The 14,573-nt window shown below is 36.6% G+C and carries 14 protein-coding genes and 3 pseudogenes; 13 read left to right on the plus strand and 4 right to left on the minus strand.

Annotated features, from left to right (window positions below):
* Position 1 precedes the first annotated feature (1 nt).
* The 3 genes from ACIQLB_RS23770 to ACIQLB_RS23780 all read left to right on the plus strand — a co-directional run bounded on the left by ACIQLB_RS23770 (position 2) and on the right by ACIQLB_RS23780 (position 5,038).
* A complete protein-coding gene (locus tag ACIQLB_RS23770; protein WP_400731178.1) occupies positions 2-694 on the plus strand; it encodes a 4'-phosphopantetheinyl transferase family protein in 693 nt (230 codons plus the stop codon).
* Between the two features lie 12 nt (positions 695-706).
* Positions 707-1,660 carry an alpha/beta hydrolase gene (locus ACIQLB_RS23775; protein WP_400731179.1) on the plus strand — a complete coding sequence of 318 codons (954 nt, stop codon included), beginning with the start codon at positions 707-709 and terminating at the stop codon, positions 1,658-1,660.
* A 771-nt stretch (positions 1,661-2,431) separates the two neighbouring features.
* On the plus strand, positions 2,432-5,038 hold the full coding sequence (locus ACIQLB_RS23780) for a cation-translocating P-type ATPase (RefSeq protein WP_400731180.1): 2,607 nt from the start codon (positions 2,432-2,434) through the stop codon (positions 5,036-5,038).
* A 57-nt stretch (positions 5,039-5,095) separates the two neighbouring features.
* Here the strand turns inward: ACIQLB_RS23780 and ACIQLB_RS23785 are convergent, their stop codons facing one another.
* The 3 genes from ACIQLB_RS23785 to ACIQLB_RS23795 form a co-directional block, all read right to left on the minus strand.
* Positions 5,096-5,581 carry a DUF3231 family protein gene (locus ACIQLB_RS23785; RefSeq protein ID WP_400731181.1) on the minus strand — a complete coding sequence of 162 codons (486 nt, stop codon included), beginning with the start codon at positions 5,579-5,581 and terminating at the stop codon, positions 5,096-5,098.
* 367 nt (positions 5,582-5,948) lie between these two features.
* Positions 5,949-6,236 carry a hypothetical protein gene (locus ACIQLB_RS23790; RefSeq protein WP_400731182.1) on the minus strand — a complete coding sequence of 96 codons (288 nt, stop codon included), beginning with the start codon at positions 6,234-6,236 and terminating at the stop codon, positions 5,949-5,951.
* Positions 6,237-6,356: 120 nt separating this feature from the next.
* Positions 6,357-7,040 carry a cupin domain-containing protein gene (locus ACIQLB_RS23795; RefSeq protein WP_400731202.1) on the minus strand — a complete coding sequence of 228 codons (684 nt, stop codon included), beginning with the start codon at positions 7,038-7,040 and terminating at the stop codon, positions 6,357-6,359.
* Positions 7,041-7,319: 279 nt separating this feature from the next.
* Between ACIQLB_RS23795 and ACIQLB_RS23800 the strand changes: the two genes are divergently transcribed.
* The 8 genes from ACIQLB_RS23800 to tlp all read left to right on the plus strand — a co-directional run bounded on the left by ACIQLB_RS23800 (position 7,320) and on the right by tlp (position 12,648).
* The gene (locus tag ACIQLB_RS23800; RefSeq protein ID WP_049664645.1) at positions 7,320-7,679 is read left to right on the plus strand and encodes a BlaI/MecI/CopY family transcriptional regulator; all 360 of its coding nucleotides are present in this window, start codon (positions 7,320-7,322) and stop codon (positions 7,677-7,679) included.
* A gap of 11 nt (positions 7,680-7,690) precedes the next feature.
* Positions 7,691-8,986 (plus strand): M56 family metallopeptidase, encoded by a 1,296-nt coding sequence (locus tag ACIQLB_RS23805; RefSeq protein WP_400731183.1) that lies wholly within the window; start codon positions 7,691-7,693, stop codon positions 8,984-8,986.
* 426 nt (positions 8,987-9,412) lie between these two features.
* A complete protein-coding gene (locus ACIQLB_RS23810; protein ID WP_400731184.1) occupies positions 9,413-9,733 on the plus strand; it encodes a hypothetical protein in 321 nt (106 codons plus the stop codon).
* A gap of 253 nt (positions 9,734-9,986) precedes the next feature.
* Positions 9,987-10,208 (plus strand): transcriptional regulator, encoded by a 222-nt coding sequence (locus ACIQLB_RS23815; RefSeq protein ID WP_400731185.1) that lies wholly within the window; start codon positions 9,987-9,989, stop codon positions 10,206-10,208.
* On the plus strand, positions 10,205-11,464 hold the full coding sequence (locus ACIQLB_RS23820; protein ID WP_400731186.1) for a Y-family DNA polymerase: 1,260 nt from the start codon (positions 10,205-10,207) through the stop codon (positions 11,462-11,464). The genes ACIQLB_RS23815 and ACIQLB_RS23820 overlap by 4 nt, the downstream gene beginning before the upstream one ends.
* Positions 11,465-11,520: 56 nt before the next feature.
* Positions 11,521-11,859, plus strand: coding sequence for a YolD-like family protein (locus tag ACIQLB_RS23825; protein WP_400731187.1), 339 nt, complete (start codon positions 11,521-11,523; stop codon positions 11,857-11,859).
* Positions 11,852-12,199 carry a YhjD family protein gene (locus ACIQLB_RS23830; RefSeq protein WP_400731188.1) on the plus strand — a complete coding sequence of 116 codons (348 nt, stop codon included), beginning with the start codon at positions 11,852-11,854 and terminating at the stop codon, positions 12,197-12,199. Before ACIQLB_RS23825 ends, ACIQLB_RS23830 begins: the two co-directional genes overlap by 8 nt.
* Before the next feature lie 212 nt (positions 12,200-12,411).
* Positions 12,412-12,648, plus strand: coding sequence for a small acid-soluble spore protein Tlp (tlp, locus tag ACIQLB_RS23835; RefSeq protein WP_400731189.1), 237 nt, complete (start codon positions 12,412-12,414; stop codon positions 12,646-12,648).
* A 60-nt stretch (positions 12,649-12,708) separates the two neighbouring features.
* Here tlp and ACIQLB_RS23840 read toward each other — a convergent pair.
* Positions 12,709-13,644 (minus strand): annotated as a pseudogene (locus ACIQLB_RS23840) (IS30 family transposase).
* 252 nt (positions 13,645-13,896) lie between these two features.
* Here ACIQLB_RS23840 and ACIQLB_RS23845 point away from each other — a divergent pair.
* Positions 13,897-14,142, plus strand: a pseudogene (locus ACIQLB_RS23845) (IS5/IS1182 family transposase); the annotation flags it as partial.
* Between the two features lie 5 nt (positions 14,143-14,147).
* Positions 14,148-14,450, plus strand: a pseudogene (locus ACIQLB_RS23850) (DinB family protein); the annotation flags it as partial.
* Between the last annotated feature and the right edge of the window lie 123 nt (positions 14,451-14,573).

The following is a 14,573-nucleotide window of genomic DNA, read 5'->3' on the forward strand; positions in this document are numbered from 1 at the left end:
GATGAATAGCTTTGCAATTAACATCACAAAGCCTTTATCAGAAGAAGTGTATACGCTCTTTTTAGACACTTTAGACGAAGACATGCAGCAGAAAATTTTAAGATATAAGAGAAAAAGTGATCGAGACTTAAAATTGAGCACACATGTCTTACTTAGGGTGATGTTACATAAATTGTATCGAATGAAATTTGAGGAGATGTATTATAAAACAAATCAATTTGGAAAACCTTTCTTACCTGGCTCATCTATTCATTTTAATCTTTCTCATTCTGGTAGTTGGGGTGTGTGCGTAATTGATCAAACGCCTATTGGGGTTGATATTGAAGAAATACTACCTATAGACATTAATGGTATGAGTGCGTTTTTTTCAAAGAAGGAGCAATTGCTCCTTCTTCAAACACCTGAAAAGGAAAAGATAGATTTGTTTTATCGATTGTGGACATTGAAAGAAAGCTATTTGAAAAAATTAGGCCTAGGTTTATCTAAATCTATAGATTCGTTTACTTTTCACATTAGTTCGGAGTTGATTAAAGTTGAAGATAAACATTTATATGATCAACCACATTTTTTTTATGAAGAACAAATTGAAAAGCCTTATAAACTGACAATTTGTGCACAGCATGAAAAGTTTCCAAAAGAAACTACTGTAATATCAGTCAATTACTTGTATCAATATCTTGTTAATTTAAAGTAGGTGTTGAAGATTGTGCGGAAAAAACACATTTTTATTATTTTGTTCATCATCGCAATACTGCTGCTTGTAACAAGGATTACGTATAAAATGGAGATGAATAACATGAGTAAGTACCCAATACCTGGAGAGATGGTAGAAATCAATCATCATAATATTCATGTTTTTAAAACGGGTGAATTATCAAAAAGTAATTCCAGTATCATATTGCTACCTGGAAGTGGAACGACTTCTCCTTATGCTGATTTCTATCCTCTATATAGTAAATTAAAGGATCAATATGAAATCATTTTATATGAACGTCCTGGCTATGGCTGGAGCGATAAAACAGCTGACGATCGCAATATTGATACAATGGTAGATGAATTACGAGAAACGCTTCAAAGAGTGAATGAGGCTCCGCCTTATGTGCTAGTAGCACATTCTATGGGGGCCTTAGAAACAATACGTTATGCACAGCGTTACCCGCAAGAAATAAAAGCGCTTGTTTTTATTGATGGCATTAGTCCAACATACGCAAAGAACTTTAAATATACATTTACTAAAAAAATTAGTTGGAATACGATAAAGAGCATCGGTGAAACAGGACTCATTAATGCAATATCTAAAACAGGAGTCCTAGATAAGGTTTTTATTGATATTGATAATTTACCAAAGGACTTACAAGATATAAAAAAATTCATGGCCATAAAAAATATGAACAATTCTACAATGGAGAACGAAATACAAGAGATGAGCTCTAATGGAGAAATAATATTACAAAATGGGACTCTAGGGGATATTCCATTACTTTTATTTAGTGCAACGAATAATGGCTATAAAAATTGGTCACAAACACAAACAGAATTATTGGGGTTATCTACAAATACGAAGCAAGTAGTTTATGAAAACACTAAGCACTACATTCATCATGAAAAAGCTGAACATATGGCACATGAAATTCAAATATTTTTAGAACAACTCGATTAAAATGTATTTAGTTTTCTTCAATTGTATTTAATTAAACTCTTAATTTTTATGTAAAGTTGTATTGTAAGATGTGTAACTCAAAAACGCTTTCTGTACGTGAAATAATTAGAGAATCAAAATGCGTCTTCTAAAAAATTCATATTAATAATATCTAGAGAAAACAGTTTGTAATCGCAAGCTGTTTTTTTATTGTGCGCGCCTAGCATGGTCGTAATCTATAGGGTACCAGTCAGCCATGAAGACAGAAGTAGTGTTAGCTAAGTGCAAAGCCCCCTCCTACTGGATATTAAGTTGTGGATAATCAAGGGCAGAGTTTTATCTAAGCTAAAGCGCTGTATATCCTCGAGGTCACTTCAATCTCTCGAGTGCTTTAGCGTATTTGTTCTTTGCCAGTAGTACGAGTACTGCTGTTCGAAAATTGATGAAATTTACATAAATGTAATACAGAATCTATTTTATATGTTCACCTATCAAATAAATATTTAATTTCTATATCGATTATTATCATACTGGAATAGGGCAAGGAATAGATTGTTGTAGTTAAAGTATTTTAGGGGCTCGAGTAGATAGAGAGTCTGATGATTCAATACTATTTTTAGGATATAAAAGTTTCTCTCTGCCTAAGATAGATAATTCAAAGGAGTCTACTGTTGGGAATCTAACTTATTAACTAATAACAGCATTTTCTCCTGAATTCAGTCAGTAAGAAGGAGTTCGGAATAGGGTGGCTGCTGTGAGTTACTTAATAATTTCAAATGGAGGGGGAATCGAATGTCAGAATATCATCAACAATCATCAGTTGAAGTGATGAAAAATTTGAACGTGACAGATCAAGGATTGAGTGATTATGACGTTCAAAAGAGGCAAGAAGTATACGGCTATAATGTATTAGAGGAAGGAAAAAAAACAAGTGCATTCGCCGTTTTCTTTGGACAGTTTAAAGATTTATTAGTCATTATTTTAATCATCGCTGCTTTCGTTTCATTTCTATTAGGTGAAGTAGGAAGCACGATTGTAATTATGATTGTCGTTATATTAAACGCTATCCTAGGCACTGTACAGCATATCAAGGCAGAACAGTCTTTGGATAACTTAAAAGCCTTAACCTCTCCGATTGCCAAAGTAATGCGCAATAATCAGCTCATAGAGATTTCTTCGGAAGATATAGTCGTTGGAGATATTCTTTATTTGGAGGCTGGCGATTATATAAATGCAGATGGGAGATTATTAGAAAGTTATAATTTGCATATCAATGAAAGTTCGCTAACGGGTGAATCAATCGCTGTAGCGAAAAGTATCGATCCTATCAAGGAAAGCAATGTAACCGTTGGTGATAAAAAGAACATGGTCTACTCTGGAAGTTTTGTGACAACTGGTCGTGGTATTGTCATGGTTACAGCTATCGGAATGCAGACTGAAATCGGCAAAATTGCCAATTTACTAGATACTGCGAAAGAGAAGAAAACACCTTTACAAGTAAGTTTAGATCATTTCGGAGAAAAATTAGCTTTAGGGATTACGTTAATCTGTTTAGCTATTTTCGTGATTGACCTTATTAGAGGACGTGCGCTTGTAGAATCGTTTATGTTTGCTGTTTCACTTGCCGTTGCAGCAATTCCAGAAGCATTAAGTTCGATTGTTACCATTGTGCTAGCTTTTGGGACACAAAAGATGGCAAAGCAAAATGCCATTATTCGAAAGCTATATGCTGTTGAAAGTCTTGGCAGTATATCTGTCATTTGTTCAGATAAAACAGGAACATTAACTGAAAATAAAATGGTTGTACAAGAAGTATATGTGAACGAAAAAGTTATTCCACATGATCAGCTATACACTGAAAATGCAGTTGAGAAAAATCTTATGTTAAAGGCAATTTTATGTAGTGATGCTGTGGAAAGGGACGGTAAGGAAATCGGTGATCCTACTGAGATTGCACTCGTAAAATTAGGGAAGCAATATGGTTTTGACGAATTGCTGGTAAGAGATCATTATCCAAGAGTGGCCGAAATCCCTTTTGATTCAGATAGAAAGCTCATGAGTACTGTAAATACTATCAATCAGCAATCTATTATGATTACAAAAGGAGCACTAGATGTCCTTCTTCCTAAAATTATAAAAATTGAAACTTCACAAGGTATAGTTAATATTACAAAACAACAACGCCAAAAAATCGAAGCGGTCAATCGTGATTTTTCTATGAATGGCTTAAGAGTGCTAGCAGTTGCCTACAAAGAAGTAAAGGGAAATCAAGCAATCGATGTAAGGGCTGAAAAAGATCTAATCTTTGTTGGTTTAGTCGCCATGATGGATCCTCCAAGAAAAGAATCTAAAGATGCGGTTGAAAAATGTATAAAAGCTGGTATCAAACCGGTGATGATTACAGGGGATCATAAAATTACGGCAACGGCTATTGCCAATCAAATCGGGATTTTAAATGATCCCTCTGAAGCGATTGAAGGGCATGAAATAGAAGGCCTAACAGATCAGGAGCTTCAAGAAAAGGTTAAAGATTTTTCTGTTTATGCCCGAGTAACACCGGTTCAAAAAATTCGTATCGTTAAAGCGTGGCAGGAAAAAGGGCATGTCGTCGCCATGACAGGAGATGGTGTTAATGATGGCCCTGCCTTAAAACAGTCTGATATTGGTGTGGCGATGGGCATCACCGGCACAGAGGTAGCAAAGGATGCCTCCTCTATGATTTTAACCGATGATAATTTTTCAACGATTGTTAAGGCTATTGCAAACGGTAGGAGTATCTATACGAATATTAAAAACGCTATTTTGTTCTTATTATCTGGGAATGCAGGTGCCATTTTTGTTGTTTTATATGCAACAATATTAGGTTTACCAGTCCCTTTTGCGCCTGTGCATCTATTATTTATTAACTTACTAACGGACAGTTTACCGGCGATTGCAATTGGTCTAGAGCCGAACAATAAAAAAACAATGAAGGACAAGCCCCGAAATATTCATACACCACTATTAAATAAAACATTTACTACTCAAGTGGTGCTCGAAGGATTACTAATTGCCATTTCTACAACTATTGCTTTTGAAATCGGATTGTCCACGGGAGATACTTTAACGGCAAGCACTATGGCATTTACAACATTATGCTTGTCGCGATTAGTGCATGGCTTTAACTCAAGAGCTAAAGAATCGATCTTCGTCATTGGATTATTTTCGAATAAATATACTTGGCTTGCATTCTTAATCGGTTTTTTAAGTTTACACGCAGTATTGTTTATTCCAATGCTTACAGGTGTGTTTGAAGTTGCCACATTAAGTACCGCACAATTAGGCTTTATTTATAGCTTGTCCGTGCTACCGTTCATCGTGAATCAATGGTACAAGCTATTGTTCGTGAGAAGTCGATAATGAGTAAAAAACATTGAAGCTCTCGTTTTATTGAAACGAGAGCTTTTTAACATTACATTACATTGTAGCAGGAGCTAGTAGCCAGCCTTTGTCATTACTGAGCTGTATTAGCTTTGCGCCAAGTAGGGCATATCTCATATGAAGTTCTCCATATTTTGCAGTATGCTTCTGCTTAACGGATTTTTCAAAAGCCTGACTTACTGAAATAAGTGAAGAAGCTATATTCATCGATAAAATGGCGCTGATTTCCGTATCATTAATGGCTTTTTTTCCTCGGATATTGCCCATTTTCAACTGTCTGTAGTCGATTGATGTAGTAGGAGCAAGTACCCCATTTTCCTTTAATAACGCTGTTAGGTGTTTATTTTCCTCTTTTAAACATTGCACAAAATCCACGATAATAGCCTTCAATTTTTTATCAACGGCGTGCTTAAAAAATGCATGATTTGAAGCTATATAGCCATTATTAACGCCAATCTGTGTCCATATCTTAAAAATTCCCCTATAGCGTAGTGATGCTAGATTTCCATTTACCAATTCCATAGTTACACATCCTAACTCTCGTTCATTAATTATGAGATTAGGATGTGTTAATAAATGAAATTCTAATCATTTTTTACAATAAAAGGGTCTCTGATTGCGTTTTCCTGGGGGTGTCCGATGAGTCGCTCATAGTTGATAAAAACTGAAATTGTTCCGATAAATCTTCAAAGTATTCATTTAAAAATGAATTCATCACAATAATATTTCGCTTCAGCTTGTCTACTCATACTAAAGATGAAGAGCTGTTGATTTTTTATGGAGAGTGGCGACTCCTGCGGGATGAACTTGGGCTGAAAGCCCCGCAGGAACGGAGTCAAAATCAACCTTTGTTTATTTTTACACATTATTTGTAGATAAGCTGAAAGATTTATTCCTTTAATTTCTTGCTTTTAAAGCTATTAATGGTTGTTTTTAATGCAGCGAAGTTTCCAATAGCTGCGTAGCCATAAAAAAAGCCCATAAATATTCCAGCAATAAGATTATGCTTATGGCTAATGAAGATAGAAATAACCAAGCCAATAGCAAGGGCGATCGCGGGAACATATTTAGGCTGAATATGCATAAACACCTTAATTAGCTGCGTAATAATTAACACGGCTGGAACGGCTATTACAGCATCCCAAAAATTTGTATGGATCACTGGAAATAATTCCATTTTCTACACCTCTTTTAGTAACAAAGCATGACTTTAAGATTAGATTTTCCTGTTTCTTTATTTTTATGCAATGAAAGGTGTAGAACTGTCCAATAATAAATTTTGACTATTGCCCGTCATTTAATAATAGGGGCTGTAAGGATACATATACGGATAGTGATATGGCGGATATGGGTTCATAAATTGTGATGGTCTTTGCTTTTTCTTATGTTTATGATGAGGATCTTTTTGCTCCTTTTGATCTTTTTGCTTTTCAGAAGTTGATTTTACACGGTTACAGTCTTTAGGTGGGCCGATATATGCTGATGGTACAATAGGCGCGATTGTTTTCTTCCATTGATTTTCATCTAAACAATACGTGTGAGCCATAACATTGGAAGGTGTAAATTTCAATATATCTGAACCTAAAATAACTTCAGGAGTTGGAGCATCAAAAATAGCCAGTAAATGCGTGTCATTTTCAGTAGCTATTTCATAATGCCACCATCCTTGCGGTACATTGGCAACTTGGCCAGGCTTGATAGGATAGTTTTGAGTCTCTTTTGTAAAGGGATTAAATATAGAAACAATGGCAACACCAGAAATACAATAAACAAGTTCTGCTGCATTTTGATGATAGTGGGGCTCTATTACATTATTCTTACTTAGAAAAATATCAAGCAAGGATATATTTTCTAACGTATTTAATTGTTCTATACCTAGAATATTAATAAAATTCCGATCATCTTTTTTTAAAAGAGTACTGTCATTTACATCAAAAGTGAACTGAGTTGATGGTGAAGTATAATCAATATTTGAGCTAATAATTACATCCTTTCTAATTAATTTTCAATACCTGTCTTAAGCACAGAATATGTACATAGCTTTTTTTAGGCCTACACGAACGCCCATTTGATTTATCTTCTAAAGACCCTTTTATTGAATTTTAAATGGGTTAGATACAATATCCGTATATTTAGGCCCTAAAAATGGATTTTCTTCAACAGACTATTGCGATAGTCTTGACAATTCTAGACTACCATAGTAGTATCAATGTGTGGCAAACTATTGCAATAGTCCACTTAAGAAAAGGAGCATGCGCGTATGCAAGTTAAATTGTTTGATTCGGAATTACAAGTCATGAATATTTTATGGGAAGAAGGCGATTTGACAGCTAAACAGCTCTCACAAATGTTAAACGAACGAATAGGTTGGAATAAAAATACCACCTATACCGTCATAAAAAAATGTATAAAAAAAGAGGCCATTGAAAGAATTGAACCTAACTTTATCTGTCATCCAATCATCAGAAAAGAACAGATACAAGAACAAGAAACGACGGAATTGATTGATAAAATATTTAATGGTTCTAAATCTTTACTATTCGCATCCTTACTAGACAAGAAAAAAATGTCCGCGAGTGAGATCGAAAAATTAAAGCAAATTGTTAAAGATCTTGAGTGAGGAATTATGATATGAGTATTCTCAATATGAGTGTAGACGCATCTCTTCTCCTCATCATTGTGTTATTGATGAGGATGTTAGTAAGAAATAAAGTGCCAAAGCAAACATTTTTAATTCTTTGGGGAATCGTTGCATTTAAACTACTCATCCCCTATTCTTTTTATTCAAAATTGAGCATACAGCCTATGCTGAAAAACTTATTTGTTACGCTCACTCACTCAAATGATTCGGAAAGTATGCACAATACAATCGAAATTGCACAAACATCAAACACGTTCTATCATCAGCTTTTACTTGTGATGACAAGTGATTTCGTTCAGTACCTTTGGGCATGTGGGGGTATCGGGGTTTTGCTATTCTTTATAGTGGCCTATGTTAGATTTTATAAAGAATTTCAAACAGCCATCCCAGTGAAGAATAATGAGTATCTCGATCAATGGCTAAACGATCATAAGTTAAAAAGAACGATTCAAATTGCAGTATCAGATAGAATTAAAACCCCGTTAACATATGGAATCTTTAAACCAGTAATCTTATTGCCGAAATCAACAAATTGGGAAGACGCTGCAAGTATTCAGTTTATTCTCACGCATGAATTAATTCATATTAAACGTTTTGACGTTTTGTGGAAAGTAATTTTAACGATTATGGTAGCTTTGCATTGGTTTAATCCATTAGTTTGGTTTATGTATTTTTTAGTAAACAGAGACATTGAATTATCTTGTGACGAAAGGGTTATTAGACAGTTTGGAGATAAGGCAAAGTCAGCATATGCACTATCTCTCATCAATATGGCAGATGAAACCTATACGGTTACGCCGCTTTGTAATCATTTTAGTAAAAACGGGATTGAAGAAAGGATAGTGTCCATTATGACCTTAAAGAAAAAGTCAGTTTTAGGAACAGCATTAGCATGTACATTAGTCATTGGAGGGATGACCGTCTTTGCGGCAACTGGCCAAGAGCCACCAACGCTGAAAGAAGGCAAAGAACAAAATGCAGTTATTGTTACTGATGCATCAAATAGTACGACGGAACCACAGGTAATCGCAACAACTAAAGGCAAAGAACGAAATGCAGTTATTGTCACTCATGCATCAAATAGTACGACGGAACCACAGGTAATCGCAACAACTAAAGGCAAAGAACGAAATGCAGTTATTGTTACTGATGCATCAAATAGTACGACGGAACCACAGGTAATCGCAACTAATAAAGGCAAAGAACGAAATGCAGTTATTGTTACTGATGCATCAAATAGTACGACGGAACCACAGGTAATCGCAATAAATAAAGGTAAAAAATGAAATGTAATTATTATTACTGATGCAACAAATAGTATGAAGAAATACGTATAATCGCAACAAATGAAGAATAAATAAGTTGCTCCAAAGACTAGTCTTGAAATCCGGGACTAGTTTTTTCATTTACTCCATCATTTTTTCATAATAAAACTCAAATGCCTTCCACTTTGTTGGTCTTGCCAATAGCGCGGCTACCAAGTCAAACGAAAAGAACGTTTTCAAGACGGAAATAGGCGCTGTGTTTTCCAAGCTCTTCTCGATCAGTTAACATCAAAATTTAACTTCTTTCAGCAATTATTTTCTGTAGCGAAAGCAAAGCGTCAGCTACAAATGTCTTTTGTACCGAGAGCGTAGCGACAGGTACAGATGTTGTATGTAACGTAAGTGAAACGGCAGTTACAGAAGTCTCCCACCTCTATAGGTGGTGAGATGAATGCGGATTTAAGTTACTTTTCAGCGGATGTCCAAACATCCGCTGAAATAGGGGAACTCACTCTAAGAACGCCACGTCCTGTGGCAATTTATCTGTGCGAAAGCGAAGCGACAGCAACACGGTTTTATCTGTGCGAAAGCGAAGCGACAGCAACACGGTTTTATCTGTGCGAAAGCGAAGCGACAGCAACACGGTTTTATCTGTGCGAAAGCGAAGCGACAGCAACACGGTTTTATCTGTGCGAAAGCAAAGCGACAGCAACACGGTTTTATCTGTGCGAAAGCGAAGCGACAGCAACAACAACAACACACGCCTGAATGACCAACTTCGTGTTGCTGCCGCTGCGTTAGCACTACGCTTTCGCACAAAAAACATCTGCTGCTATTATAGGCTTACACGAACGCCCATTTGATTTATCTTCTAAAGACCTCCTAAAAATTAGATAAAATTACCTCTTCTAATCAGGAACATACGTGCGTATAATGAAAATACAAACACTTGTTCTGTGATGAGAAACAGCTCTGTTGTGCTCATTGCATATAACAGAGCTAGTGAAAAGGAGCAACTAGGATGAAAGAACAGTTAATAAAAGTAATGCAACGTCAACAAGTAGTTAGCATGATGTATGTAGCCAAGTCTGGTGTCATTACGAAAAGGCATGTGAAAATCATAAAGATTGTTGGTGATTCTTTTACAGCATTTTGCTTTACGAGGCAGGCAAAGCGTACGTTTATTATTAACAATGTTCTAGCCATATTGCCCGTTACACATCGGAAGCGTGAGGTGATATGAATTACGATAATCTGCCACACAAGGACATTTTTTGTATTGACATGAAATGCTTTTACGCAAGCTGTATTGCAATGCTAGAAGGTTTAGATGTCTTAAAAGAACCTATTGCAGTTATTGGCAATTTTGAGCAACCGGGTAGTATCGTGCTCGCAGCCTCGCCAGTGATGAAGGAAAAATTTAAAATCAAAACGGGGAATAGACGTTATGAGATACCTAAGCATCCAGATATTAAGCTTTTTGAACCTAAAATGTCATTTTTTCTTGACATGTCAATGGCTATCACTCGCCTTATAGCTCAGTATGTACCTGCTGAGGCGATTCATGTCTATAGTGTCGATGAAAGCTTTGTGGATTTAACTGGTACAGAACAACTTTGGGGCTCGCCTGAGCAAGCGGCAAAAATGATTCAACAGGCAATTTATGAACAATTTCGTATTCCCTCTGCAATCGGTATGGGACCAAACATGCTAATAGCTAAATTAGCGTTAGATTTAGATGCAAAAAAAACAGGATTTGCTAAATGGACGTATGAAGATATTCCTAAAAAACTTTGGCCGGTACGACCTCTGTCGGAAATGTGGGGTATTGGCAAACAGATGGAAGCGAACTTAAAGGCAATGGGCATACAAACAGTCGGTGGATTGGCTAATGCGGATTTAGAAGAATTAGAAAAGCGCTTTGGTATTATGGGCAATCAATTATATTACCATGCATGGGGAATTGATCTTTCCACGTTAGGAGAGCCTTTAGTAAAGAATTCAGCGTTAAGCTTCGGTAAAGGGCAAATGCTAATGAGAGATTATCACACTCGAAAAGAAATTGCCGTCGTACTACTTGAAATGTGTGAGGACGTTATGAGGCGAGCGCGTGAAGCAGGGTATGTTGGCCGTACAATCAGCTTAGGACTTTCCTATAGTCGAAATGCTATGACAAAAGGATTTCACCGCTCTAGAACGATTGCAGTACCAACAAGTGAAACGTTAGTTATGTATAAAACTTGTCTGGAATTACTGGATGAGTATTTTGCGGGTGAGCCAGCACGTCAATTGTCAGTTAGAATAACGAATCTAGAGCCAGAGTGCAGCATCCAATTGGATTTATTTGATGAGCGCAAGGAGCAACGACAAGTAATTGGCCATGTTATGGATACCATTCGAAGAAAATATGGAGCTGTAGCCTTGTTAAGGGCGGCTTCTTATACAAAGGCTGGCACAGCTATTACACGTAATCGCTTAGTAGGCGGGCACTTAGCGTAAGGAGGAATGAGATAAGACGAAATAGGGGAACGATTAAGAATTCGAGGAGTGTTTAGATGATACGTGACCGTGGATCAATGAAGTGGACGGCGATGATGCTTCCTGAGCATCTTGGCCTCATTAGAGGGTGGAAGCAAGAGCAGTTTTACGATAAGAAGAGAGAATTAACCGAGTGGGAGTTAGAGGAAATAGAACAGACGATACAACGTGCTTTTAAAATGCAAAAATGGATTACGTTAACGCTGTGGAACAACAATCATTTGCAAGACGAGACAGGGCTAGTTACAGGAACTGATACAGTCAAAAAGGAATTGTTACTAGAGACGGATGTAGCTATCAAACGTATTGCATTTAATACAATCCAAGACGCGAAGATGGTGGACGTTGATGATTAATGGTGAGGATCGTAGTGTTTTATATGAGTTTATTAAATTAGATATGGCCATCAGGTCATTACAACAAGACTACTCATCGCTCGAAAAGTTAAAAATGTCTAAAATCTACATCCACATTGTAGAAGATTTATTAAAAGATATAAGACATGATTTCTACAATAAAAGGCGAGTCCTAGCTAAGAAAAATATTGCCGTTGTAAAATGGGTCAAAATTGATGAATATTTCAGCGATGTAATCATCAAAACAGCAGGTGAAGATGAAGTGTTGCATTATGCCAATCAAGCCATAAAAGCACAGGTAGAGGAGCTCATTCATAGCCGTTTAAACAAATGTGTGTAGTTGCATGCAAGGAAATCTTATGCTATTTGAGTGATCAGCAACGAGATTCGACTAACTAAAAGGCAATCCCAAAGCTATAGAAAATAGCTAGGGGTAGCTTAATTTTAATTGTACCGATAATAGTACGTACATTCTTCTTAGTAAAAATTAGTACACATAGGAACAACTAAATTAGCCAACCTAAATTTATGTCAAAATTTTAGGAGGTTACCATGGCTAATTCAAGACACTCAAAACCAGATGACAGATCCGATAACGTTGAACGAATCCGTGATATCGTTAAAAACACTGAAGAAAAACTTCATGAAGCGGAAATTAGTTTGGAGTTTGCAGACCCTATGCAAAGTGAAATGATTAAAGAAAAAAATAAGCGACGTCAAAAGTCAATTGAAGGATTAAAAGAAGAAATGAAAGATGAAATGGCGGCTCGTAAAAGAGGAGAAGTGTAGAATTGGAGACTTAGGAAGAGGAACTAACTTATCTCCATTCTTTTTAATGATGTTACTTTGTCAAATTAAGTGCAACACTTGCTCCATGAACGCTTCGTGTGCAGATTTCCAACCCAAGCATTTTCTTGGGCGATTATTAATTAAATATAACGCCTTTTTTAATTCATCTTTGCTTACCCTAGCTAGGTCTGTTCGCTTAGGGAAAAATTCACGTAGTAAACCATTCGCATTTTCATTACTGCCCCGCTGCCAAGAAGAGTAAGGATCTGCGAAATAAACTTGGATATTCAAGTCTTTTTCTAAGTTTGTATAACAACTAAATTCTTTGCCTCGATCAGTCGTTGCCGTTTGAAAACTGTCTTTTGGTAGAGCATGGACTAGTGCTTTTATTGCTTCTTCCATCGACTGAGCAGAGCGGTCTGGCATTGGAATGGCTACGTACCAACGGGTCATCCGCTCGATAAATGTTGCAAAACACCCTTTACTTTTACCACGGCTAGAAACTACGGTATCGAGCTCCCAGTGACCAAATTTTTCACGTTTACGGACTTCTTTTGGGCGCTTTGAAATCGGGGTACCGACATTAAATCGACCACGGGTTTCCATTGGTTTTTGACGTTTTCCTTTTTGGCGTAACGTCGTGAGAGGGACTTAAAGTAACCCTTCATAAATCCAGCGGTAAATGGTTTTAAAGCTGAGCTTACCTTGAAATAATCGTCCGACAATCTGTTCAGGTGACCAAGTAGCCCGCAACTTTTCTTGAACAGCGTCTTTTAACTCAGGTGTACATTTTGACTTGGCACCACAGTTCGATTTATTAGCTTTATAGCGCTTTTGTGCAACTTCTACTGAGCAATTAAAATGACGTTTTAATTCGCGAGACACAGTGGATGGACTTCGCTTAATTTGTTTGGCAATCGCACGAATCGAGAAACCTAAAGCAAGAAGTGTTTCTATTTTTGAACGTTCAGATATGGTAAGATGTTTATAGCTCATAACGATTCCTCCGTATGATGTTTAGTGTGGTAACTTACATTTTACACGGAATCGTTATGGGCGTTTTCTATTTTGTCTTGGTGTTGCACTTAATATTACAATTCGTCATAAAAATCTAATACTTAGTTGAGTTAATTTCATAAATATAATCCCTTTAGTATCAAGGGTTCCGAAATAATAAAAAACGGGCACCTCCCCAATTCGGTATAATGGTAGCGACGAAACTAACATACTGAATGAGGTGAATGCCCTATGACTATTGTAAAACAAATGAGCCTATTTGACATCCAAGAATTATTGGAAATGAAAAGTTCACGTCGTTTTGATGAGATTTTTGCCACTTTCGACGTACAGCCGATTTTTCAGCTGTTTTCAAAAAAGACGTTACGCGGTGCTCCACGTGAATTAAATTACGGTGCAATGATACAGTCACTCATTATTCGTATTGTCGAACGGATTCCAACGATCAAGGATTTAATCAAACGTTTGGTCAATGATCCTTTAACTTACAAAAAGTGAAAAATCTTTCAGCTCAATACCAGGAGAAAGTGAAGCCATTTGTGACATCTTGGACAAATGAAATGGATTCTCGGAAACTTTCAGAAACTGATTTCAATAAAGAACCAATTAGCTCTAGAGACATACCAATCAGGCGCCGAGTCATTGAATGTACACATGGAGAGATCATACGTCATGTCATTGTCCACGAAATCCACCATATCGGCCAGTTATCTATATGGGCACGTGAAATAGGAAAGGAGCCTGTTTCCGCAAATCTGAGAGGAAGAGGACTATTCGATAATTAGACTGCTTTTACCAATTTCACAATCGGGCGCTATAATGGCACAAGGAGCAAGAAATGATCAAACTTATTTATAAACAAATGGTTTAATTGAATATAGTTAAAGCGTGTTTTGAACAATCTTTTT

The organism is Lysinibacillus sp. NPDC092081, from assembly GCF_044755845.1.
Classification (GTDB): Bacteria; Bacillota; Bacilli; order Bacillales_A; family Planococcaceae; genus Lysinibacillus.

Bases quoted from the DNA above. Each gene is read 5' to 3' on its own strand.
- ACIQLB_RS23770 (WP_400731178.1), top strand. From the start codon at position 2: ATGAATAGCTTTGCAATTAACATCACAAAGCCTTTATCAGAAGAAGTG.
- ACIQLB_RS23780 (WP_400731180.1), top strand. From the start codon at position 2,432: ATGTCAGAATATCATCAACAATCATCAGTTGAAGTGATGAAAAATTTG.
- ACIQLB_RS23785 (WP_400731181.1), bottom strand. From the start codon at position 5,581: ATGGAATTGGTAAATGGAAATCTAGCATCACTACGCTATAGGGGAATT.
- ACIQLB_RS23790 (WP_400731182.1), bottom strand. From the start codon at position 6,236: ATGGAATTATTTCCAGTGATCCATACAAATTTTTGGGATGCTGTAATA.
- ACIQLB_RS23800 (WP_049664645.1), top strand. From the start codon at position 7,320: ATGCAAGTTAAATTGTTTGATTCGGAATTACAAGTCATGAATATTTTA.
- ACIQLB_RS23805 (WP_400731183.1), top strand. From the start codon at position 7,691: ATGAGTATTCTCAATATGAGTGTAGACGCATCTCTTCTCCTCATCATT.
- ACIQLB_RS23810 (WP_400731184.1), top strand. From the start codon at position 9,413: ATGAATGCGGATTTAAGTTACTTTTCAGCGGATGTCCAAACATCCGCT.
- ACIQLB_RS23815 (WP_400731185.1), top strand. From the start codon at position 9,987: ATGAAAGAACAGTTAATAAAAGTAATGCAACGTCAACAAGTAGTTAGC.
- ACIQLB_RS23820 (WP_400731186.1), top strand. From the start codon at position 10,205: ATGAATTACGATAATCTGCCACACAAGGACATTTTTTGTATTGACATG.
- ACIQLB_RS23825 (WP_400731187.1), top strand. From the start codon at position 11,521: ATGATACGTGACCGTGGATCAATGAAGTGGACGGCGATGATGCTTCCT.
- ACIQLB_RS23830 (WP_400731188.1), top strand. From the start codon at position 11,852: ATGATTAATGGTGAGGATCGTAGTGTTTTATATGAGTTTATTAAATTA.
- tlp (WP_400731189.1), top strand. From the start codon at position 12,412: ATGGCTAATTCAAGACACTCAAAACCAGATGACAGATCCGATAACGTT.